We start from the raw sequence: 22,140 nt of genomic DNA, 5'->3' as shown, positions 1-22,140 counted from the left end.
ACCATGCCGCTGTCAGAGCACGAGCAGCGTGTGCTCGATGAACTCGAGCAGGATCTGGGACAGGATCCTTCATTGCATCGTGCGATGAACAAGACCACAAAGACACCAAAGCGCCTGATCATCGGCATTGTGGGTGTGGTCGTCGGACTCTGTGTCGTTGTCGCCGGTGTCGCTACGCAGATGCCAATTCTCGGGATCCTGGGCTTTGTTCTCATGGCTGGAGCCGCGCTGTGGACGCTTCTTGGTTCCTCACCTAGTGTCCCCAATACGGTCCCGGGATCTCCGCGTAACACCGCTCCTCGGAGTTCAGGGGGTGCTGCACAACCCAAGAACTCTGGCGAGCACAAGGACTTCATGAAGCGCTTTGAAGACCGTTTTGATCGTCGTCGCGAGAACGGCGACTTCTAGCGAGATTTCCTCGCCGTAGCGCGTGCCCCCTTGTTGATTGCGCGCGCCTCCTGCACCACTACTGCACTCCACTCCCTCATGACAGTCTGGCTAGGAGTGCCTTCCACTTCCGAAGGAACTGCTGCGTAGCGGAAATCTTCCACACACTGCATCAGTGATGTCAACGATCCGCGGGCTTGGGGTGACATCGGCGTCTCCCTTGCCGCCACCGCGACTACATGGCCGGCTGCTTCCCGCGGTGTCATGGCATCGGCCCATCTGAACGGTTCTGGAAGCGCCTGGTGAAGTTCTGTCCAAATCACATCCGGGGTGATCTCCTCGAGACCTGTCCGTGAGCGCTGACGTCGCACCGCGAGCCACCACACCGTCATGAGCACAGCGACGGAGCCTGCCGCGACCACAGCCCACTGCTCCCAGCGGCCAGACTTTGTCGTGTCACCATCCTGCGCTACCGGTGCGGCAGTCTCGGAGGTTTCCTGAGGGGACGGGTTGGCGTCGGCAGTGGGGAAGACCTCCTCGTCTAACTGCTGGAATGCCTCTGCTCGCGCCGCTTCATCGACCGAGTCCACGGTTGAGTATCGGGGTGCTGTTCCAGATTGGACTGCGGGTGTGGGTTCGAACCGTACCCAGCCCGCCTGAGGGAACCAGAGTTCGGGCCAGGCGTGGGCATCCGTGGCTTCGACCACATATGTGCCGTCGTCCTGAAGCGTGCCGGGGAGGTACCCGACTGCCAGCCGCGCTGGGATGTCTAGCGTTCGCGACATCATGATCATCGTGGTGGCGAACTGGACGCAGTAGCCGGTGCGGGATTCGAGGAAGTCTCCGACGGCATCGTCGCTTTGAACGGACACGTCTGGGGAATAGGTGAACTCCATCGTGTCGCGGAGGTGATCCTGGATCGCGACCGCCTGGGCCAAACGTGTCTCTGCTCCTGCCGTCACGTCCTGGGTGTACTGGGTGAGCAACGCAGCATCCATGGCGTCCGGGAGTGCAAGGAAACTCTCATCTACGACGGTAGAACTGCCATTGCCATCGACCAGCAGTGCAGGCTCCACCATCGACGGGTACATCTCGAACGAGTACTCAAGGCCTACGGACTCTTGACCTTGGAGCTGAACCTCGTCGAGATCCCTGACGTAATTGACCATCGCAGGGATGTCGACCGCGCGTGGCGTGGTGGGTAGCGGAATGTTGTCTTCCGAGAGCCCCACTAAGGACACATCAACCCTGACGCTTGACGCCTCTTCCGGCGCCGGTAGCTCGAGCGGCCAGAGAATGTCGGTGGTGCTCACTGTCGACTGCTCGGTGCCCGGGGTGCGTTGCCATGCGGCTCCATCAAAACTCGACAGCGAGTGGAGTTTGAAGGCATCGGGACGAGCACCAGATGTGTCGTACTCCATGACCGGCAGGCTTGAACGTTCGCCGAGTGAGGTGCGGAGATCAAGGTCCAGGCTCAATCGTGTCACCGTCGTAGTGGAACTGCCCACGGGTCCATCGAGTGTCGGTAGCCCGCCCCACGCTGGGCTGACCAATGCCAGCGGCATGATGAGGATCGCCGCCAACGCGGCACCCACGGATGCTGTCATGACCGGTGCGACCCCCACCGGCGGAGTGCTCATCGTTGTGCGGTGCGCCAGTCCCAGAACTGCGAGCCAACACGCGAGAGCGCCGAGCAATGCGAGGAACGGGACGTCATGGCTCAAAATGATGGGCGCGAGCCACGGCGCAAAAATGACGAAACCCGCAGTTCCGGCAAGGCCCCACGACACAGTGAGGTTCTCTGCCACAAGGAACACCATCACAAAGCCGATGGCGAGTATCGCTGCTAACTCGGGGGTGACGGGAGCCGGCGCCACAGTCGAGGCGCTGTAGTTCACGCCAGCGGCCACGGTGTCGCCGAGCGCTGCGAGCGCATCCGGCGTGGGGAGCCATGCGCGAGCACCGGAGTCATCGCGGACGAAGGTGGGCAGCATGACGGCAATTGCCGTGAGGACTCCGATCATCGTGGGGAGTGCCCGGGACGTCACCCACGTTCGCGCCGTCGCGACAGCAACGGCAGTGATCCCCACGACGCCCACAATGGGGGTCATCCAACCCCGCTCTTCGAGAAACGCGCTGAGGCCCAGGGCGCCCAGGCACACTGCTGTGGCGAGGAGTGCGGTCATGAGCCAGCGCGGTGCGGTCCTTGAAGCGGAGTTCATGCTGCGGACCGCTCGCTCATCAGGTCGCTCCATGCCTCGCCAAGTGTTTCGTCGAGCGTGGTCGTGCGGATAGTTGCGCCACTCTTTTCGAGGATTCGCAATGCGTCACGCGACGCGGAAGCGTGCGGCGCAGTGAACGCCACCAGCGCCCACACGTGACCGCGTTCAGTGAGTCCGGCACAGGTTCGCGCGACATCGGCTGAAGGGTCACAGAGCACTAGCACCGTCGGAACCACCGAGTCACCGGTGCTGTTCGCCGAATCGACGCAGCGCTGCAAAGTGGGGAGCACATCTGTGCTCGACGGGGCCAAGGTGACAGTGGCGTCAAGGAGGGCGAGGACATCGTCTCGCCGCGGTTGAAATGCTGGCCGGTGAGGGTCCCACGGTCCACCCATGACGCGGGCGGAGTGCCCGCTGTTGAGAAGTGCGCACACCACGGACGCAAACGCGCTGATGGTCCACTCGATGCCCGCCTGCTGGTGGGGAAGGTGGAATATCACGGTCGCAGGAGTGGGCTCGCCGGTCTCGTCGGTCCTGACGAGCACTGCTCCCCGCCTCGCACTCGAACTCCAATGCACCCGGCGCAGGTCATCACCCACTCGGTACTCGCGTAGTGCAGCGTCATCACTGCCCTGGGTGTGTGCGCCGCGCGAGCGGTGGCTCAGCGATCCCTCCAGGGGGGCGATGGTCGCGGACAGATCCTCGGTGTGAGGATGGACGATCACAGTGTTGGTGCCGGCAAGCGGGGCATCAGCCGTGATGAGGCCCCACGGGTCCGTGGAGTGGGACACCGTGGGTCCGAGTTGCCACTGCCCGCGCGTCGTGGGCGTGACGGCATAGGTGAGGGTGGTGGCGTGATCGGTGCGTTCAACCACGGCGCGATGATTGCCGTGACCCGTGACTTCGGGTGTCGCTTGTTCCGTCACGTTGATGATGCGGATGGCCATACGTGCTGCGATGGTGCGTCCACGAGGCGTGATGGCGACGCTCACGGTGCCCGGCTTGCCTGCGGTAAACGTGGTGGGCTCGGTGCTGCGCTCTACCTGTGTGCGGCGCTGCGGAGTGATGACGCCGACGAGGATGACCCACACTGTCGCTGCGACGAACACCGTGGTCACTGTGATGCCGGCGTACGTCAGCAGGCGAGATGCGAACCCGATGCCAGTGACGAGCATGGTGAGGCCTGCGATGAGAATCCCGAAGCCGCGCCACGTGGGTTGGATTCGCCAGCGGGGGATCGTCTGGCGTGTCACGCGGAAGCCCGACTACCTGCCACGTTCCGCGCTCCGGGTGCAGTGGCACGGGGGACAGGCACATTTGCGACGAGATCGCCGACGATCTCAGCTTGCGTCACGGTGCCGTGACGGGCATCCCGGGTCAGGACGACGCGATGGCTCAGGACTGCCGGGGCCAAGTACTTGATGTCGTCAGGGATGATGTGGTTGCGCCCCTCGAAAGCTGCCGCTGCTCGGGCCGCCGCGATGAGTTGCAGTGTGGCGCGTGGGGAAGCGCCTAGCTTGATTCGTGAGTGTTGGCGTGTGGCGGCGACGATGTCGACGGCGTAGCGCTTCGCTGCGGGCGCCGCGTACACGCGGGAGGCGATGGCGCTCGCGTGCTCGAGGTCACTCAGCGAGGCAACCGGTGTCAGCCGAGCGAGGGGATCGCCTCCGTCCCGGCCGTCAATCATCGCGACCTCATCGTCGGCGCTGGGGTAGCCAATCGAGAGGTGCGTCATGAACCTGTCGCGCTGCGCTTCTGGAAGTGGGTACGTGCCTTCCATTTCGATGGGGTTCTGCGTGGCGACGACGAGGAATGGCGACGGTAACGCGTGTGTGGTGCCGTCCACCGTGACGGAGCCTTCCTGCATGGCCTCGAGAAGTGCCGATTGCGTTTTTGGGGAGGCGCGGTTGATCTCATCCGCGATGACCACATTGGCAAACACCGGTCCTGGGCGGAACTCAAAGTGATGGGTGTTGGCCTGATAGATCGATACCCCGGTGACGTCTGCGGGTAGGAGGTCAGGGGTGAATTGAATCCGGCCAACTTGAGCGTCGATGCTGCGAGCGAGTGCGCGTGCCAGTGTCGTCTTGCCGACGCCTGGAACGTCTTCCATGAGGATGTGCCCGCCTGCGAGCACGGTCGTCAGCGTTGTCGTGATGACCGAATCAAGTCCGGACAGCACTGACGACATGGAGGTGTGAATGCGCTCCATTGTGGTGGTCACATGGGCGAGCTCGGTGCTCGTGGGGACAGCGTCGGTCATCGACACTCCTTTGAATCGGTCCCTCTGAGCCTAGGCGCATCTGGGGTGATCAACAAGATGGCGTACCGCCCCTAGTGTGTGATCAACAAATTTCCCTCCACCCGGTAATTGTCCTTTTTACCAGGTATTTCCCTAAGTTATCTGAGAGATTCTGCTCAAATGCCATGCTTTGTGGGGAGAAGTGGAGTAAAGTGGGGGCATCGGGCGAGGAGTGACGCTGGGGAGGTGATCTCGTGTCTGATGCTGTGGCACATGGCCTCGGCCCCACAGGGGTCTTTCTCGGCACGTTCACTCCGCGTCTCGATGACAAGGGTCGACTGATCCTTCCGGCGAAGTTTCGTGGGCGGTTGGCCTCTGGGTTGGTCGCGACTCGTGGTCTTGACCGGTGCGTGTTTCTCTTCCCGCTGGACGAGTTTGCCGAGGTCCACGATCGACTTCGCAAAGCTCCCCTCGAGAACAAAAGCGCCCGCGACTACCTGCGCAACTTCCTTGGGCATGCTTCGGACGACATTCCTGACAAGCAGGGCCGCATCTTGCTGAGCGCACCGCTACGCAAGTACGCGGGGCTCGACCGGGATGTTGCCGTGGTGGGTATGGGATCTCGCGTTGAGATCTGGGACGCCCAGGCCTGGGAGGAATACCTCGAACGAGGAGAAGACGAGTACGCCGCCACGGCGGCAGAAGTATTTGACGCGATGTAACAACCCGTGTCTCGCGGCCTCCACCCGCGCGGCTCTGGCGGACTTCCCCCCGTCAGAGAGCCGGAGGGAGACCGGGGGACACGGGCGATGCAGGAGGGAGTGAGGATGACGGACGCAGCTTCTCGGCACCAGCCAGTGCTGCTCGACGAGTGCGTTGATTTGCTTGCGCCCGCATTGACTCACGACGGTGCTGTCGTCATCGACGGAACTCTTGGGATGGGCGGTCACACCGAAGCAATCCTCGAGCGGTGTCCTACATCGCGTGTGGTGGGAATCGACCGCGACCCTCAAGCGATCGCACTTGCTAGTGAACGGTTGCAGCGGTTTGGTAGCCGCTTCATCGCCCATCACGCCGAATATGACGACATGCGCGGTGCACTGGCAGCAGCCGGCGCCTCGCACGCCGACGGGGTATTGCTCGACCTCGGAGTGTCTTCGCTCCAAATCGACGAGGCGGACCGCGGATTCTCCTACGCCCAGGACGCACCGCTCGATATGCGGATGAACCGGAACGACCCCGTCACGGCAGCGCACCTCCTTCGTGACGCCGACGTGCCAGAGCTCACACGTATCCTCCACGTTTACGGCGAGGAGCGCTATGCGCGTCGAATCGCAGAATCCATTGTGGCGCGCCGGGACTCCGAGCCCATCGTGACGAGTGCACAACTCGTTGACCTCGTGCGCGCCTGCATCCCCGCGGCAACTCGCACTGCAGGCGGGAACCCTGCCAAGCGCACCTTCCAGGCACTACGCATCGCGGTCAATCGCGAACTCGACATCCTTGAGGCGGCAATTCCCGCAGCAATCGAGGCCACCGCGGTCGGTGGACGAGTGGTCGTCATGAGCTACCACTCGCTTGAAGACCGCATCGTGAAAACTGACTTCGCTGCGGGAGTCACCTCGTCGGCGCCACCTGGACTTCCGATCATTCCGGAAGAGGACCAGCCGTATCTCAAGCTCCTCACGCGAGGTGCCCACAAGGCATCGGCTGAGGAAGCGGAAAGCAACCCGCGCTCCAAGCCCGTGAGGCTACGAGCCGTCGAACGTACCCGTCCCACCCCACCATCGAAGCGTCGGAGGCAGTCATGAGTGCAGTACCCGCTCGCCAGGTGCGGACCGATGCTGCTGCCCGTCCTGGGCGGACGACTGAGGCCGCAGGTACCCGCCGACATTTGCATGCAGTGGCGACGCCACAGCCAGCGCGGTCCCTGGGCCCCTTTGTTGCGACGTGTGTGCTGATTGCGCTCGCGGCTATCGCCAGTGTCCTGGTGGTCAACACACAGATGACTCAAGGAGCATTTGAGAGGCGCGACCTCAAGATTGAAATTGCGAACTTGCACCAAGAACGCGCTTCATTGGTGGGGCAACTCGAGTCGCTCTCCGCGCCTGCTGCACTGGCGGCTCAGGCTGAAGGCATGGGAATGGTTCCAGCGTCCTCTCTCGGCTTCGTCTCTATTGAAGATTCGGCCGTCCTCCATCAGGGGCAGGGATGAGCGACCGCAAGCCTGGGGGGCAGGGGAGCGACCCGCGCAAGCGCACTACGCCACGGAATTCTGCCAGCAGGGCAACGCCTCGTCAGTCACAGCGGCAATCGACGTCGCGCCCGAAAGCGCAGCCGCAAAGTCGCACGCAGTCGCGTAAGCCGGTGTCTGGTCGTCCCGCGCGGCCGCGACCCCAGGCCGGAGTTGCTGGCCTGAGCGTGGGCAATCCGCTGAACCGTCAGCGCGTCATCACCCTTGCCATCATTGGCATGCTCGTGGTGTTTGCTGGGCGCCTGGTGATGATCCAGGGGTTCAATGCAGAGGAATTGTCCACAAAGGCGCTGGAGAACCGGCTCGCAACGGCCACGATCTCTACTGAACGTGCCGACATTGTCGACCGCAACGGCGTGGTGCTCGCGACATCTGCCGAACGGTTCCACGTGTTCGTCAACCAAAACGACCTCAAGAAATGGCAGCGCACAGAAAATCAGCAGGTCGTCGCAGAAGGCCCACTTGATGCAGCCAAAATCTTGGCTCCTATCCTGGACACGACAGAATCCGAGCTCGCGGGGCTCCTTGTCGGCGATGCCGACTTCGCGTATGTGGCGAAGTATGTGACCCCCGAGACATGGGACTTAATTGATGCCGAGGAGATCTCGGGCATTGACTACGAACCGGTGACTGAACGCGAGTACCCCAACGGAGCCTTGGCCGGTAACGTCGTCGGCTTCGTGGGCGGTAAGGAAGACGCACAAGGCGTGAACTGGGGGCTCGCCGGCGTTGAGAACTCCTACGAATCGGTGCTCCTTGGTGAGGCGGGATCGTTCACGTACGAGCGGGGTGGTCAGGGCACGGCGATCCCCACCGGTGTGCTTGACGAGGACCCCGCTAGCCCGGGCTCTGACGTCATGCTGACGCTCGATCGCGACATCCAGTATTACGCGCAGGAACGGCTTCAGCAGGCGCTCGATACGACCGGAGGCCGCCAGGGCATCGTGGTGGTGCAAGCGGTCAAGGGCGGCGAGATCCTCGCCCTCGCTGACTCCGGCTCAGTCGACCCCAACGATCCGGGAGCGACCGACGCAAGCCTGCGCGGTGCAGCGTCAGTAGAAGATGTCTTCGAGCCTGGCTCGACGGGAAAGGCCATTACTGTGGCTGCGGCTCTCGAAGAAGGCGTCGTGACGCCCACCTCGCGATTCAACGTTCCCTACGAATACACGACGTCAAACGGCCAGACGTTCAAGGACTCTCACGAGCACGAGACCCAACAGCTCACGACCTCGGGGATTCTCGTGACTTCATCGAACACCGGCACGGTGATGATTGGTGAGCAGCTGTCTGAAGCCAAGCGTTATGAGTACCTGAGTGCATTCGGGTTCGGAGAACGCACCGGTGTAGGCATGCCCACCGAGTCTCCGGGCATCTTGAGGAACTGGGAGGACTGGGACGGTCGCACCGAGTACGCCGTGCTCTACGGTCAGGGTGTCGCGGTGACAGCTCTGCAGACGAGCCAGGTCTATCAGACGCTTGCCAATGGCGGCGTTCGCGAGCAACCGTCTCTTGTCAAGGGCTTCGTTGACGCGGACGGCAACTTTACCGAGGCAGAAACCTCCGAGCCCGTGCGGGTCGTGTCCGAGGAGACCGCTGACGAAGTCATGCTGATGCTTGAAGACGTGACGGAATCGGGCACCGGTGGCCTCGCAAAGATCGACGGCTACCGCGTTGCGGGCAAAACTGGAACGGCGCAAGCGGTGGGACCATCAGGGGACCTCGATTCGATCGTGGCATCCTTTGTAGGAGTCGCTCCCGCGGATGATCCCGAGATTGTGGTGTCGGTCATTGTGTTCGACCCCTCGTCTTCAATTTGGGGCGGCGAGGTAGCCGCACCGGTGTTCTCGGACGTGGCAACCTTTGCACTACAAGCGCTCCGTGTTCCTCCTTCGGGGCCTTCAGATGAGATGTACCCAACGACCTGGGAGTAGATGTGGCAGACATGGTGCTACGACCTTCGCGAGTAGCGCCCTGCACGCTCGCTCAGGTTGCACAACGGATGGGCAGCGACGTTTCGGCGGTTGACGGATCTGTCACGTTGACAGGCGCAACGATCGATTCGCGTGACGTGCAGCCGGGTGATCTCTTTGGAGCTTTTGCGGGATTCAAGGTTCATGGAGCCCGCTTTGCACCCGATGCCTTCGCTGCTGGTGCTGTCGCTTTCGTGACGGACGCTGAAGGCCAGCAGGCGATGATCGAGCAAGGCATCGATGCGCCGATCATCGTGGTCGAAGACCCGCGCCAGGCTATGGGTGAGGCTGCCGCAGAGATCTATGGTGACCCGAGTCATGACCTCACTTTTGTGGGAGTGACGGGCACCAATGGCAAGACCACCACTGCATACCTCATCGAGCACGCGCTGCGCCGTGTGCATGAGCACACAGGAATCATGGGCACGGTGGAGTTGCGGCTCGGTTCGGAGACTATCGAGTCGCCGCGCACAACCGTGGAATCGCCCGTGCTGCATGGATTGCTTGCACGCATGCGCGAGGAGAACGTGACGGCGGCGGTCACTGAAGTGAGTTCACACGCTGCCTCCCTCGAACGGATTTCGGGTGTGGAGTTCGCGGTCGCAGTGTTTACTAACCTGCAGTGGGATCACCTGGACTTTCACGGCACCATGGAGAACTATCTCGACGCCAAGGCCAAACTGTTCGCCCCTGGGCGAGCGCGGCGCGGCGTGATCAACGTCGACGATCAGTGGGGACGCACCCTGGCCGCGCGCGTGGAGATCCCCGTCGAAACAGTCTCGACTCATGCCGCAGACCCGCACCCCGCGGACTGGACGGTTGTCACTGCAGACGTGGGCCTTGATGGCGTGGGATCAACGTTTACGTTCACGGACCCTGCTGGGGTTGAGCATCGTGCGTTCTCTCCGTTGCCGGGCCTTGTGAATGTCTCTAACTCCATGGTGGCGATTGTTGCCGCGCATGCTGCTGGCGTTGAACTGGACGAGGCCATTGAGGGCGTCGCAACGGCCCACGGTGTTCCGGGGCGTATGGAGAGGGTCATCGAACGTTCGGCCGATACGCCGCTGGCCATCGTCGACTATGCCCACACTCCCGATGCTTTGACACTCGCACTCGAAGGGGTCCGTCCCATTACCCCTGGGCGACTCATCTTGATCTTTGGCTCAGATGGCGACCGCGATCAGGGCAAGCGTCCCGTCATGGGGGAGATCGCGGCAAACCTTGCGGACGTGATCGTGTTGACGGACGAGAACCCGCGGTCGGAAGAGCCTTCTGCCGTGCGTGCCGCTATCCGCGAGGGCATTGCGCGGGTTCGGCCCGATCTTGTCGACGTGCACGAAGTTTCGCCGCGGCTGGAAGCTGTTGAAGTCGGTCTGCGCCTGGCCGGTCCAGCCGACACTGTGATGGTGACGGGCAAGGGCCACGAGCCCACTCAAGAGATCGCTGGAGTGTTCTACCGCTACAACGATAAAGACGCCTTTGAGCGAGCCCATGGGAAGATCGTCGCCGAACGAAAGGGACATGCATGAGGGCATTGACGGCGCAATGGGTCGCCAACGCGGTAGGTGGAGAGCTGGCTGCAGATGTTGACACCCGGGTGACGGGCGTGGACAAGGACTCGCGGCTCATCACGCCGGGCGCGCTGTATGTGGCGATCGTTGGTGAACGCGTGGATGGTCACGATTATGCGCCGCACGCCTTTGAAGCAGGCGCAACACTGGCCTTAGTGTCCCAACCCGTGGCAGGGCCTCACGTGCTTGTCGACGATGTCGTCGTGGCGTTGGGCTCCCTGGCGCGAGCCTATCTGGCGTTGTTGCGCACAGAAGGGGATATCCGTGTGGTCGGCATCACGGGTTCCAACGGAAAGACCACCACCAAGGATTTGGTGGCACAGGTGCTCCCCGACGCCATTGCGCCGCAAGGTAGCTTCAACAACGAGATCGGCTTGCCTCTCACGGTATTGCGAGCAGAATCATCGACTCAGTTCTTGATCTTGGAGATGGGGGCATCAGCGCCCGGGGATTTGGCGTACCTCACCGCGATCGCACCGCTAGACATCGCTGTCGTGCTGACGGTCGGGACCGCACACCTGGGCGGCTACGGGTCGCCAGAGGCTTTGGCAGAAGAGAAGGCCACGTTGCTCGACGGTTTGGTTCCGGGTGGTGTGGCGATACTCAATGGGGACGATGCTCGTGTGGCCGCCATGGCAAGCCGTCCATGCCTGTCCCAGGAGGGTCGTCGGGTAGTTGAGTTTGGGGTTGGAGGCGAGGGCCGTACGGTGCGTGCGTCACGGGTCGAGATCGATGCAGGTCGTCCTCGCTTCGCCGTCGAGACTGCCACCGAAACTGTGCCGGCTAGCACCATGTCTTTGGTGGGCGAGCACCATGCGACGAACGTACTTGCGGCGATCACCGTTGCGCTCGAGTGCGGCAGTACTCCGGCCGACGCGGTCGAGGCCGTCGCAGCGGCAATGCCTTTGAGTCCTCATCGCATGGCTCTGTTTGAGCGCGTGGATGGTGTCCGCATCCTTGACGACAGCTACAACGCATCTCCTGAGTCGATGCGTGCAGCTTTGCGTGCGCTCAAGGATGTGGCTCAGGGCGGCCGATCGTTTGCTGTCGTGGGGGAGATGTTGGAAATGGGCGATGCCTCATTGCCTGCGCACGACGAGGTCGGGTTGGACGCAGTGCGGCTTCGTATCGACCACCTTGTGGTGGTCGGCACGGGTGCGCGTGCGGCCTATGTCTCGGCAGTGAGAGAGGGTTCATGGGGCGATGAGGCTGCATTCGTCGCTACCATTGACGAGGCCAGCCAGTTCCTGAAGGAGCGCCTGAGCCCTGGCGACACTGTCCTGGTGAAGGCTTCACATGGGACTGGCCTATGGAAGCTTGCTGACGAACTGGTGGGAGAGACTGCATGAGAGCGGTGATTTTCTCGGGCGGGATCTCATTGATCATCGCCCTCCTGGGAACACCGATGTTCATCAGGTATCTGACTCGACACCATTACGGGCAGTTCATTCGACATGATGGGCCCGCTTCCCACATGGTCAAGCGCGGCACACCCACCATGGGTGGAGTCGTCATCATCTTGGCTCTGGTGATCGGATGGCTCGGCGGAAACCTGCTCACCGGCCGTACGCCCTACGCATCGTCGATGCTTGTGGTGTTGCTGATCGTGGGCCTCGGCTTCGTGGGTTTTCTCGATGACTTCTTGAAGATTCGCAAGGAGCGTTCGCTCGGTTTGCGCGCTAGGTACAAGATTCTTGGCCAAGCCGTTGTGGGTATTGCTTTTGGTGTGTTGGCGCTGCAGTTTGCAAATGAGCGTGGTGACACGCCCGCATCCACATCGATCTCCTTCCTGCGCGACACGGCTTTGGACCTTGCGTACTGGGGTCCGGCCATCGGCCTGATTCTGTTCATTCTGTGGTCGAACTTCTTGATTACAGCGTGGTCAAATGCCGTGAACTTGACGGACGGGCTTGACGGCCTCGCGACCGGAGCGGCACTGATTTTCTTTGGTGCCTACACACTCATTACGATCTGGCAGTACAACCAGTGGTGTGGGTTCACGAGCGTGACATCCCAGTGTTACGAGGTTCGAGACCCGCGTGACTTGGCCATCCTCGCCGCGGCAATCGCGGGCGCGTGCTTTGGCTTCCTATGGTGGAACGCCAGCCCGGCCAAGATCTTCATGGGCGACACGGGGTCGCTCGCCCTAGGTGGAGCGATCGCGGGAATCACCATCATGTCTCGCACTGAACTCTTGGGAGTCATCATTGGCGGCCTCTTTGTCATTGTCGTCGCCTCCTCGGTGATTCAGATCGGATGGTTCAAGATCTCGGGTGGTAAACGCGTGTTCAAAATGGCGCCGCTTCATCATCACTTTGAGCTGATGGGTTGGGGAGAAGTGACAATCGTGATTCGCTTCTGGATCATCGCGGCTCTCTGTGCCGCCATCGGTGGGTCGATCTTCTATGCAGAGTGGGTCACCACTTTGCCTTCCGGACAGTAGTGCCACTGCAGTGGGTAGCGATCGCGTGACGCAGTGGCACGACACACGGGTTCTGATTCTGGGCTTGGGGGTCGCGGGCCGTTCTGCGCTGGAAGCGTGCCACGACCTAGGGGCGACGGCCGTCACTGTTGATCCCCACGCAATCGCCGATCACGCTTCACTCGATGCGCTGGCGGTCGAGGATTTCGATTTGTGCATGTCGTCGCCGGGATTCGCGCCCCATCACCCGTGGGTGACAACTGTGCTGGATGCAGGTGTCGAGGTTGTCTCGGAGATGGAGTTCGCCTGGCGGGTGCGGAGTTCGGACGCTGCCTGGCTCCTCATCACGGGTACCAACGGCAAGACGACGACGACGCAGATGACGGGTGCCATCCTGGAAGCCGCAGGACTTGATGTCTCGGTCTGCGGCAATATGGGCATCCCGGTCATCACGGCGGCCCGGCAAAACCATGCGGTGCTGGCTGTGGAGATCGCGAGTCTGCAACTGCACTTCACCAGCACTTTGTCGCCGCACGCTGCGGTGTGTCTCAACGTTGATGAGGATCACCTCGACTGGCACGGCTCTCTTGACGGCTACCGCGCGGATAAGGGCAAGGTTTACGACCGGGTCCAGCATGCGTGCGTCTACGGCGCGCAGGACCGCCTCGTCGAGTCGTTAGTGGAGGAAGCCGATGTCGTTGAAGGGTGTCGCGCCATAGGTGTGACCACGGGGCCACCTGCGGTATCGCAGCTTGGTGTGGTCGAAGGGGTCCTCGTGGACCGCGCCTTCCACGAAGCACGTCGGACCGAGGCCGTTGAGCTGGGACACCTTGATGATGTCGCACACCTTGTGGCGGGATCCGTTCCTCCCTACCTGGCGTTTAATGCGTTGTGTGCCGCGGCACTGGCACGCTCGGTGGGCGTACCTCCTGAAGCAGTCCGAGATGGTCTTCAAGGGTTCTCTTTGGACGCGCACAGGACGGCTGTGGTGGGGGCGTTCGATGGCGTCTCGTGGGTCGATGACTCCAAGGCCACTAACGCACACGCGGCGATTGCGGCGTTCGGGGCGTATGGCCCGGACTCAGTGGTGTGGATCGCAGGGGGGCAGGCCAAGGGGCAGGAGTTCGACGCTCTTGTCGAGAGCGTACGGAGCCGAGTTCGAGCAGTGATCTTGATCGGCGAGGACCCTGAGCCTTTGGCGAGTGCACTCGCGGGACACGCGCCGGATATCCCCGTGACCCGTATAGAGCCGGGAGACACTGTGATGCAGAGGGCCGTTGCGGCGGCCCGAGCGGTCGCGCGTGCCGGCGACACTGTGTTGTTGTCACCTGCATGCGCATCGTTTGATCAGTTCCGTAGTTATGCGGACCGAGGAGAGGCCTTCGCGAGAGCCGTGGGGGACGGAGCCCAATAGGAGGGGTGATGACTGCAACTGCCTCACGGCGTTCCTCATCAGATACGACCCCTCCCGGATCTCCGGTGGTGACCTACTACCTCTTGGTGGTCTCCACCGCGATCCTGGTGCTGATTGGTTTGGCGGTGGTCCTGTCGAGCACGTCAGTAGCCGCGCTTCGCTCCGATGTTTCGGGGTCGCCCTACCGGCTCTTCATCGTTCAGTTGATCGCGCTGGGACTAGGCCTGACGGCGTTGGCGATTGGCTCGCGCATGTCTGTCGGATTCTGGAAACGTGCCGCACCGTGGGTGCTTTATGGGTCCATGATCCTGTTGGTCGTGGTGGCCACCAGCGGATACGCCGTCGGTGGAAACCGTAACTGGATTCGCATCGGCCCCATGAGTTTCCAGCCGTCAGAGGTTGCCAAACTGGGTCTGGCGCTCTACCTCGGTGTCGTGCTGGCGAAGTTCCGGCGAGAACTCACGACCCTCAGGGGCATCATGCTTCCCGGTGGACTGATGGCTGGTGCTGTCATCTTCTTGGTCATGCTGGGTCAGGACCTTGGAACTACCATCGTGCTCGCCATGATGGTGGCAGCTGCTTTTTGGGTTGCGGGCGTCCCTAAGCGGTACTTCGGCTTCGGGGCGGTCGTCGGCGTCTTGCTGGTGTTGTCTGCGTTGACCGTGGGTGAAACACGGTCCGGGCGCATTGACGCATGGCTCAACCCAGAGACGGCAGACCCCTCCGGAGTGGGGATGCAGTCGTTGCATGGATTGTGGGCTCTGGCTTCCGGAGGACTGTGGGGGCTTGGCCCTGGCATGAGCCGGGAGAAGTGGGGTTATCTTCCAGTCGCGGACTCGGACTTTGCGTTTGCCATCATCGGGGAGGAGTTTGGGCTCGTCGGAACGCTGATGGTGTTAGTGGCCTTCGGGATGATGGCCGTCGCCGTGAACCGACTGGTGCAGCGCCACAATGATCGCTTTGTACAAATTTCTTCGGCAGCGATTGGCGCATGGTTGGTGGGCCAGGCCTGCATGAACATCGCTGTGGTGATCGGACTACTACCTGTGACAGGTGTGCCGCTACCGTTCATCTCGTCCGGCGGTTCTTCGCTGATCATGTCGCTCGCAGGCGTGGGTGTCTTGATGGCATTCGCGCGCCATGAGCCTGGGGCAGAGGCCGCTTTTGCGGCCCGGCCGAGTGTGTTGCGCCGCTCAATTGCTGTGGTGTCGAAAGGTCGTGGTCGTGAGTAGTGTCCTGCTTGCCGGTGGTGGATCCGCTGGCCATGTGAATCCGATGCTTGCTACGGCGCATGAGTTACGGCGTAGGGGCCACGACGTCGCTGCGCTGGGAACCACGGAGGGTCTTGAGGCTGACCTCGTGCCCCGCGCTGGAATCGAGATGCATGTCGTGCCACGCGTACCGATGCCACGCCGACCGTCGGGTGACTTGCTGCGCCTGCCCAAGAACTTGAAGTCCGCTGTCGCTGCGGCGCGCATAGCGATCGATGACACGGGTGCACAGGCGGTTGTCGGGTTTGGTGGTTTTGTGTCGACACCGGCGTATCTCGCCGCTCGCAAAGCGGGTATCCCGATCGTCATTCACGAGGCGAACGCCCGCCCAGGGTTGGCGAACAAGCTTGGCGTGCGCTGGGCCGCGCGCGTGGGCGCCACTCTTCCGGGGACCCCACTGAAGGGTGCTGTGGTGACGGGTATGCCGCTCATGCCACCTGTGCAAGCGTTGGCAGAGCAACTCGCTGCCGTGAATCAGGCACCCACGGTGCGTGCCCAAGCGCGCGACGCTCTTGGCTGGCCGGCGGATGCGCCCGTTCTCGTTGTCACCGGCGGTTCCCAGGGAGCCGCGAGCCTCAATGCAGCGACGGTGGGAGCGGTTGACGACCTCACGGCTGCTGGGGTTTATGTGTGGCACATCACCGGCAAGGGCAAGTCCGAAGTGCCCGAGGCCGCGAAGGCTACGTTGCCACCTGAGCGCGCTGCCATGTACCGAGTCGATGAGTACTGTCACGACATGGCTGAGGTGTATTCGGCGGCTACTGCCATTGTGTGCCGTTCCGGAGCGGGAACAGTTGCGGAAGTGACAGCAATGCAGCTGCCCGCAGTGTTTGTTCCCTTTCCCCATGGCAATGGGGAGCAGGCGCTCAACGCCGTGCCAGCTGTGGACGCGGGTGCTGGCGAAATCGTGACGGATGCGGACCTCACGCCCGCCGTATTGGTGGCACGTGCACAGGCGCTCGTACTGGGCACTGATGCTGAAAGCGAAGGTGCGCGGATGCGTCGAGCCGCCGCTGAGTTTGCCACGGTTGACGGAGCGGCGCGCGTCGCGGATTTGGTGGAGGAAGTTCTGTGAGCAAGGTTCATTTCATTGGCGTTGGTGGGTCAGGCATGTCTGCGGTGGCAAAGCTCACTGCTGCGGCCGGGCACCAGGTGACCGGAAGTGACCAGCGCGTCAGCCACTACTTCGAGGCCCTTGAGGATGCGGGGATGTCCGTGGTGATTGGCCACGATGCTGCGCTGGTGGACGGCGTTGACCAGGTGGTGATTTCCACGGCAGTCCGCGATACCAACCCAGAGCTGGTCCGGGCCCGCGAACTGGGCGTGGAGATTGTGCATCGTTCTGAGGCGCTTGCACGGGCACTGGATGATCAGCGCCTTCTTGCGGTCGCGGGCTCGCATGGCAAGACCACCACGTCGGCCATGGCTGCTCACGCCTGTCACGCTGCAGGTGTGGATGCGTCCTTCGCCGTGGGTGCACGGGTTCTCGGTGTTGAGGGTGCAGTCGCTGGCGGGTATGCCGGTAGTGCGGGGATCGCGGTGGTGGAGGCAGATGAGTCGGACGGCTCATTCCTTCGCTATCACCCCGAGGTTGCGATCCTGCTGAACATTGAGCCGGACCACCTGGACTATTACGGCACGGTCGAGCGCCTGCACGACGCTTTCGAGGAGTTTGCGAAGGACTGCCGGGTTTTGGTCGCATGTGTCGAGGACCCCGTCGTCATGGATATCGTGGCGCGCGTCCAGGCTGCAGGCGTGCAGGTCATCACGTATGGACGTGACAACGCCGATGTCGTGGTCACCTCGGACACTGTGGTGAGGGACGGACACGAGTATCCCTTTGAGGTCCCCGTTCCGGGCGTGCACATGCGATTGAACGCAGCCGCAGCGTGGGCTGCCGCTACCTCGATGGGTGCCGATCCGGCGCTTGCCGCGGCAGGTATGGCGACTTTTCGTGGGACCGGACGTCGGTTTCAGGCTCGTGGTGAGGCGGACGGTGTCCGTGTGATTGACGACTACGCACATCACCCGACCGAGGTGGCGGCATTGTTGGCAGCTGCCCGCACGGCACCCGTGGCGACGACTGCTCCCGCTGCAGGGGCGGTGGCGAGTCAAGGTGCCCGGCTCGTGGTGTTGTTCCAGCCAGCGCTTTTCACTCGCACTCAGCTGCACGCGGCAAACTTCGCTCGAGCGCTCAGTGTCGAGAATGCGGACATCATCGTGGCGGGGGTCCATGGGGATCGCGAGGATCCGATTGATGGAGTGAACTCCGATCTGATCGTGGACCAGATGGACGTGCCTACTGGTTCAACTGCGGTGGTGATTGAGGACTTGGACGCGGCGGCCCTGCACGCGGCAACTGTCGCTCGTCCAGGAGACATCATTCTGACTGTCGGGTCCGGCCCCGTGACGGATACAGGGGATGCCATACTCGATGCCTTGCGTGAGCGCGAGTTGTCCCGTGAGTGACGCGCGTCGGCCGTCCGTACCCGTACGACCCAAGAAGCCGGCACCCGCGGCTAAGCCTCATCACGGTACGAGCACAGGCGCGAGTGCAGCCGCGAGTCAACGCCCGCGGACAGTGACATCTCCACGTTCGGCGTCTGCCTCATCGCCGTCGACAGCATCCCCGCGTACCGCCTCCACTAAGTCATCAAAGTCGTCGACTGCGGGACCGCGGACCCCTTCGCCACGCAAGAAGGCACCAACACGCTCAAATGCACCCGCGCGCTCAAAGGCGCCCACCGCTTCCACAACGCAAGGTGCCTCACCCCGGACCTCAGGGGACACCGCGCCGCAGATTGCTGCGCCTCCCCGTGGTTCCGTGCCCCCGCGTGCGGGACGCTTGCGGTTGTGGAATCGTCGCAAGGCTCAGGACTCAGGCGTCGACGCACGCCGGACTCGCTCGGCTTCACCTGCGACATCCCCCAACCCAACCCTTCCCCCCACGGCGTGGGCGCGTGTCAGTACTCGTCTGAGTTCCGCAGTGGTGACGACTCGGATGGAGGAACGGCTCCGGGAGAAGCGTTCAGTTGAGCGCCGCGCCGCAGGGCTCAAATGGGGTAAGCGGGGGGCTATCGCGGGTGTCGGGCTGGCAGGCGCCGGCATGGTGTTGATGTCGCCGCTGCTGGAGTTTGACGCCGCAGACGTGGAGGCCTCGGGCTTTGGCACGGTGGTCGATCAGGCAGACGTGACTCACATCCTTGAAGGGTACGACGGTACGGCGTTGGCGACGCTCAACACCGGACGCGTGGAGGCTCAACTCGGAGAGCTCGTCGGCGTCAGCGACGCACAAGTGGTGCGAGTATGGCCGTCGGGTTTGCGTGTGACGTTGACACCGTCGGAGCCGGTCGCGGCGATTCCTCTCGAAGAGGGCTTCGCACTGCTCACCGATACGGGGGAGCAGGTCAGCGAGAGCGCCGAGGCACCCGCGAACCTTCCAGTCGTGTCTGTTCCAGTGGGGGAAGAGAATGAGCGGGTCCTGTCCGGAGTCCTGGGAGTCCTTGAACAGGTCTCGCCTGACCTTCGCAGTCGCATCCAGAATGTCGAGGCTTCCACGCAGGACGATATCCACTTTGTGTTGCGAGATGGTCCGCGAGTCGAGTGGGGCAACGTCTCGGACTCTGCGTTGAAGGCTGAAGTGCTCGCCGCCATGTTGAAAGGGGCCAACGGCGAGGGTGTGACAGTGATTGATGTCTCCGCGCCCACGCTTCCGACGGTCGTTTCCGACTGAAGTATTCCGCTGCGTCGCCTCATCCGCTGCGGCTCCTAGTCCGCCGTGTCGGCGCGCATCATTCGGGCAACTCCGATGATGAGCGTGACAAAGGTGGCGGCAAGAGCGAAACCGGTGATCGTGCTGAGCGCAAACCCGTATGACTGCGCTACCAGTGACGCAAACAGGATCGCAAGTTCAAGGTTGAGCCACACGAGCATGTCCACGGCTGCGCGGTAGAGGCCAGGGGCGTTTGCGTCGGTCACGTCCATTGGATAGTTGAGAATGTGTGGCTTGCGGGAGAGGACTTCGATCCCTGCGACTATGGCGAGCCACAGCGCAATGATCACAAGGAGTGACACGGGCGAACCCCAGCCATCCTCGACGCCGCGAGCATTCCAGTGGATGGGGATGGTTTCTGACAACGTGGGGTAGGCAATCAGTCCAGCCGCGCAGCCTGCAGCCGTGATGACGTAGGTGAGTGCTCGGGCTACACGGGTAGCAGGGGAAACCTTGACGCGAAGGCGTGGGCGAGACGGCGCAATCATGGTGAGCCATCGTTGTGGAATTCGAAAGAGTCCGCAAGTCCTGTATCGGATGGTGCGACACGCGCGCGCCGGTGACGTGACTTTCGGCATAAGGACCGTACCGTCATGCGTAGAACAAGTTGACATAACTATAACCTTCAAGTAGAAGGTTAAGGTTGGGAGAGGGCTCATGGCCGCACCGCAGAATTACATCACCGCCATCAAGGTCGTCGGCGTGGGCGGCGGTGGCGTCAATGCCGTCAACCGCATGATCGACGTAGGACTCAAGGGCGCAGAGTTCATCGCCATCAACACCGACGCGCAGGCATTGTTGATGTCTGACGCCGACGTCAAGCTCGACATTGGTCGCGAACTGACTCGCGGCTTGGGTGCCGGTGCCGACCCCGATGTGGGCAAGCAGGCCGCAGAGGATCACGAGGATGAGATCGCTGAGGCCCTCAAGGGCTCTGACATGGTCTTCGTGACCGCAGGTGAGGGTGGCGGCACTGGAACCGGCGGTGCCCCCGTTGTCGCCAAGATCGCACGTTCACTTGGCGCCCTGACGGTGGGTGTAGTGACGCGGCCATTCGGCTTCGAGGGACGCCGCCGCGCCGACCAGGCCGATGCTGGAATCCAGCGGTTGCGCGACGAGGTCGACACGCTGATCGTCATTCCTAATGACCGTCTTCTCGACATCTCTGATGCCGAACTGAGCATCCTCGGTGCCTTTGCCGCTGCCGACCAAGTGCTCCAGGGTGGTGTGCAGGGTATTACTGACCTGATCACGACTCCAGGCCTCATCAACGTGGACTTCAACGACGTCAAGTCGGTGATGAAGGATGCCGGCACCGCGCTGATGGGCGTGTCGTCGTCGCGTGGCGAGGGCCGTGCGCTTGCTGCCGCTGAAGGGGCTATCGCATCGCCGCTACTCGAGGCATCCATCGAGGGCGCGCATGGCGTGTTGTTGTCCATCGCAGGTGGAACCAACCTCGGGATCAAGGAAGTCGAGACCGCCGCCCGCCTGGTGCGTGAAGCCGCGCACCCTGAGGCGAACATTATCTTCGGAACCGTCATCGACGATTCCCTGGGCGACGAACTGCGCATCACCGTGATCGCTGCAGGGTTCGACGGGGGAGCGCCACCGGTGCGCAAGCACGCTGGTGCACTGGGTGGCATTGAAGGTGCCCCTGCAGCGCCGGCCGCTGTTGAGACGGCGCCTGTCGATGCCCCTGTGGAACAGTCGACCATTCCCGAGGCAATCGACGCCGAGGTGGAAGAGACTGCACCGGTGACGGACGCCATCGATATCTCAGCCGCACGTCAGCCCCAGAATGACACCCTCGACGTGCCTGACTTCCTTCGGTAACGATCATGATTGATGCGGGCCTCATGGTCCGCGCCTTCTTCACGACGAGGGAAGGCGGCGTCTCCGAGTCCCCTTACGACTCCCTGAACGTCGCCTCCCACGTCGGGGATCTCCCGAGTCTGGTTCACGTCAACCGAGATCGGGTCGCGGACATGGCCGGAGCTCCTGTCTCGTTCATGACGGCATATCATGGCACGGAGGTCATCTGGGTGTCGGATCCCGGAGACACTCCTGCCGAGGGCGACATCCTCATCACCGCGACACCGGGCGTCGCGCTGGGTGCGCTCGCTGCGGACTGCGTTCCCGTCCTCTTTCACGACACGGTTTCCGGAACAGTCGCCGCTGTCCATGCGGGCCGTCGAGGAATGGCCACTGGAGCCATTGAGGCCGCTGTAGACGCGCTCCTGCGTGCAGGCGGTGAAGGTACCTCTCCAGAGTCTCTCCACGCGAGCATCGGCCCTGCAGTGTGCGGCCGCTGTTACGAAGTCCCTGAGGAGCTGCGCTCCGAAGTCAGCCGCCAGTACCCCAGTGCTCATAGCGAGACCACCTGGGGTACTCCGTCACTCGACCTTCCGGCGGCCATCGCATCGACGCTGGGGGACATGGGCCTCACGACCGTGCACCGATCCCAGATCTGCACGATCGAGGACCCGCGCATGTTCTCCCATCGACGCGACGGAGTCACCGGCAGGTTCGCCGGAGTCATCGTTCACGCTTGAGTTGCCCCCGCGTGTCGCTCCCTCAACGGTTTACCGCCGCGCCGTAACGTGAGATCAACAACC

General features: G+C 62.5%; 20 protein-coding genes. 15 read left to right on the top strand and 5 right to left on the bottom strand.

The genetic code is table 11. The features are described 5' to 3' along the window. The first annotated feature begins 3 nt into the window (after nt 1-3). Nucleotides 4-408 carry an SCO2097 family morphological protein gene (locus AOP79_RS09000; RefSeq protein ID WP_062072764.1) on the top strand — a complete coding sequence of 135 codons (405 nt, stop codon included), beginning with the start codon at nt 4-6 and terminating at the stop codon, nt 406-408. Here the strand turns inward: AOP79_RS09000 and AOP79_RS08995 are convergent. From AOP79_RS08995 to AOP79_RS08985, 3 genes are read right to left on the bottom strand one after another with little or no spacing between them, the layout of a single operon-like run. Continuing rightward, nucleotides 405-2,642, bottom strand: a complete 2,238-nt coding sequence (locus AOP79_RS08995) for a transglutaminase TgpA family protein (RefSeq protein ID WP_082093515.1) — start codon at nt 2,640-2,642, stop codon at nt 405-407. The genes AOP79_RS09000 and AOP79_RS08995 overlap by 4 nt on opposite strands. Further along, nucleotides 2,606-3,862, bottom strand: a complete 1,257-nt coding sequence (locus AOP79_RS08990) for a DUF58 domain-containing protein (protein ID WP_062072760.1) — start codon at nt 3,860-3,862, stop codon at nt 2,606-2,608. The genes AOP79_RS08995 and AOP79_RS08990 overlap by 37 nt, the downstream gene beginning before the upstream one ends. Beyond that, nucleotides 3,859-4,872, bottom strand: coding sequence for an AAA family ATPase (locus tag AOP79_RS08985; RefSeq protein ID WP_062072758.1), 1,014 nt, complete (start codon nt 4,870-4,872; stop codon nt 3,859-3,861). Before AOP79_RS08985 ends, AOP79_RS08990 begins: the two co-directional genes overlap by 4 nt. A gap of 233 nt (nt 4,873-5,105) precedes the next feature. Here AOP79_RS08985 and mraZ point away from each other — a divergent pair, with 233 nt between their 5' ends. The 11 genes from mraZ to murC all read left to right on the top strand — a co-directional run bounded on the left by mraZ (nt 5,106) and on the right by murC (nt 18,222). Beyond that, nucleotides 5,106-5,573, top strand: a complete 468-nt coding sequence (mraZ, locus tag AOP79_RS08980) for a division/cell wall cluster transcriptional repressor MraZ (protein WP_236683344.1) — start codon at nt 5,106-5,108, stop codon at nt 5,571-5,573. A gap of 105 nt (nt 5,574-5,678) precedes the next feature. Continuing rightward, the gene (gene rsmH / locus AOP79_RS08975) at nt 5,679-6,662 is read left to right on the top strand and encodes a 16S rRNA (cytosine(1402)-N(4))-methyltransferase RsmH (RefSeq protein WP_082093514.1); all 984 of its coding nucleotides are present in this window, start codon (nt 5,679-5,681) and stop codon (nt 6,660-6,662) included. Beyond that, complete coding sequence (ftsL, locus tag AOP79_RS08970; protein WP_062072753.1) at nt 6,659-7,066, top strand: cell division protein FtsL; 408 nt, start codon at nt 6,659-6,661, stop codon at nt 7,064-7,066. The genes rsmH and ftsL overlap by 4 nt, the downstream gene beginning before the upstream one ends. Before the next feature lie 152 nt (nt 7,067-7,218). Next, nucleotides 7,219-9,036, top strand: a complete 1,818-nt coding sequence (locus tag AOP79_RS08965; RefSeq protein ID WP_236683343.1) for a peptidoglycan D,D-transpeptidase FtsI family protein — start codon at nt 7,219-7,221, stop codon at nt 9,034-9,036. An 11-nt stretch (nt 9,037-9,047) separates the two neighbouring features. Next, nucleotides 9,048-10,604 (top strand): UDP-N-acetylmuramoyl-L-alanyl-D-glutamate--2,6-diaminopimelate ligase, encoded by a 1,557-nt coding sequence (locus AOP79_RS08960; RefSeq protein ID WP_062073012.1) that lies wholly within the window; start codon nt 9,048-9,050, stop codon nt 10,602-10,604. After that, on the top strand, nt 10,601-11,995 hold the full coding sequence (locus tag AOP79_RS08955; protein ID WP_062072748.1) for a UDP-N-acetylmuramoyl-tripeptide--D-alanyl-D-alanine ligase: 1,395 nt from the start codon (nt 10,601-10,603) through the stop codon (nt 11,993-11,995). The genes AOP79_RS08960 and AOP79_RS08955 overlap by 4 nt, the downstream gene beginning before the upstream one ends. Then, nucleotides 11,992-13,089: a phospho-N-acetylmuramoyl-pentapeptide-transferase gene (gene mraY, locus AOP79_RS08950; protein WP_062072746.1), complete on the top strand. Its 1,098-nt coding sequence runs from the start codon at nt 11,992-11,994 to the stop codon at nt 13,087-13,089. The genes AOP79_RS08955 and mraY overlap by 4 nt, the downstream gene beginning before the upstream one ends. Nucleotides 13,090-13,114: 25 nt before the next feature. After that, complete coding sequence (murD, locus tag AOP79_RS08945) at nt 13,115-14,482, top strand: UDP-N-acetylmuramoyl-L-alanine--D-glutamate ligase (protein ID WP_062072745.1); 1,368 nt, start codon at nt 13,115-13,117, stop codon at nt 14,480-14,482. A gap of 8 nt (nt 14,483-14,490) precedes the next feature. Next, nucleotides 14,491-15,714, top strand: a complete 1,224-nt coding sequence (locus tag AOP79_RS08940; protein WP_062072744.1) for an FtsW/RodA/SpoVE family cell cycle protein — start codon at nt 14,491-14,493, stop codon at nt 15,712-15,714. Beyond that, nucleotides 15,707-16,828 carry a UDP-N-acetylglucosamine--N-acetylmuramyl-(pentapeptide) pyrophosphoryl-undecaprenol N-acetylglucosamine transferase gene (locus AOP79_RS08935; protein WP_236683341.1) on the top strand — a complete coding sequence of 374 codons (1,122 nt, stop codon included), beginning with the start codon at nt 15,707-15,709 and terminating at the stop codon, nt 16,826-16,828. The genes AOP79_RS08940 and AOP79_RS08935 overlap by 8 nt, the downstream gene beginning before the upstream one ends. Beyond that, entirely contained in the window at nt 16,825-18,222 is a 1,398-nt protein-coding gene (gene murC / locus AOP79_RS08930; protein ID WP_062072739.1) for a UDP-N-acetylmuramate--L-alanine ligase, read from the top strand. Before AOP79_RS08935 ends, murC begins: the two co-directional genes overlap by 4 nt. A 96-nt stretch (nt 18,223-18,318) precedes the next feature. Here the strand turns inward: murC and AOP79_RS11815 are convergent, their stop codons facing one another. Then, nucleotides 18,319-18,507, bottom strand: a complete 189-nt coding sequence (locus AOP79_RS11815) for a hypothetical protein (protein ID WP_062072737.1) — start codon at nt 18,505-18,507, stop codon at nt 18,319-18,321. Nucleotides 18,508-18,754: 247 nt separating this feature from the next. Here AOP79_RS11815 and AOP79_RS11810 point away from each other — a divergent pair, with 247 nt between their 5' ends. Further along, nucleotides 18,755-19,486, top strand: coding sequence for a cell division protein FtsQ/DivIB (locus AOP79_RS11810; protein WP_062072735.1), 732 nt, complete (start codon nt 18,755-18,757; stop codon nt 19,484-19,486). Between the two features lie 35 nt (nt 19,487-19,521). Here AOP79_RS11810 and AOP79_RS08915 read toward each other — a convergent pair whose 3' ends face one another. Further along, the gene (locus AOP79_RS08915; RefSeq protein WP_062072733.1) at nt 19,522-20,013 is read right to left on the bottom strand and encodes a DUF1648 domain-containing protein; all 492 of its coding nucleotides are present in this window, start codon (nt 20,011-20,013) and stop codon (nt 19,522-19,524) included. 169 nt (nt 20,014-20,182) lie between these two features. Here AOP79_RS08915 and ftsZ point away from each other — a divergent pair, with 169 nt between their 5' ends. Together ftsZ and pgeF are read left to right on the top strand one after the other, a co-directional pair. Further along, entirely contained in the window at nt 20,183-21,358 is a 1,176-nt protein-coding gene (ftsZ, locus tag AOP79_RS08910; RefSeq protein WP_062072731.1) for a cell division protein FtsZ, read from the top strand. 5 nt (nt 21,359-21,363) lie between these two features. Beyond that, nucleotides 21,364-22,077 carry a peptidoglycan editing factor PgeF gene (pgeF, locus tag AOP79_RS08905; RefSeq protein ID WP_062072728.1) on the top strand — a complete coding sequence of 238 codons (714 nt, stop codon included), beginning with the start codon at nt 21,364-21,366 and terminating at the stop codon, nt 22,075-22,077. The last annotated feature ends 63 nt before the right edge of the window (nt 22,078-22,140 follow it).

Origin of the sequence: Demequina sediminicola (assembly GCF_000975055.1) — a bacterium.
Lineage (GTDB): Bacteria > Actinomycetota > Actinomycetes > Actinomycetales > Demequinaceae > Demequina > Demequina sediminicola.
This window is presented reverse-complemented; position numbering and strand designations above follow the sequence as displayed.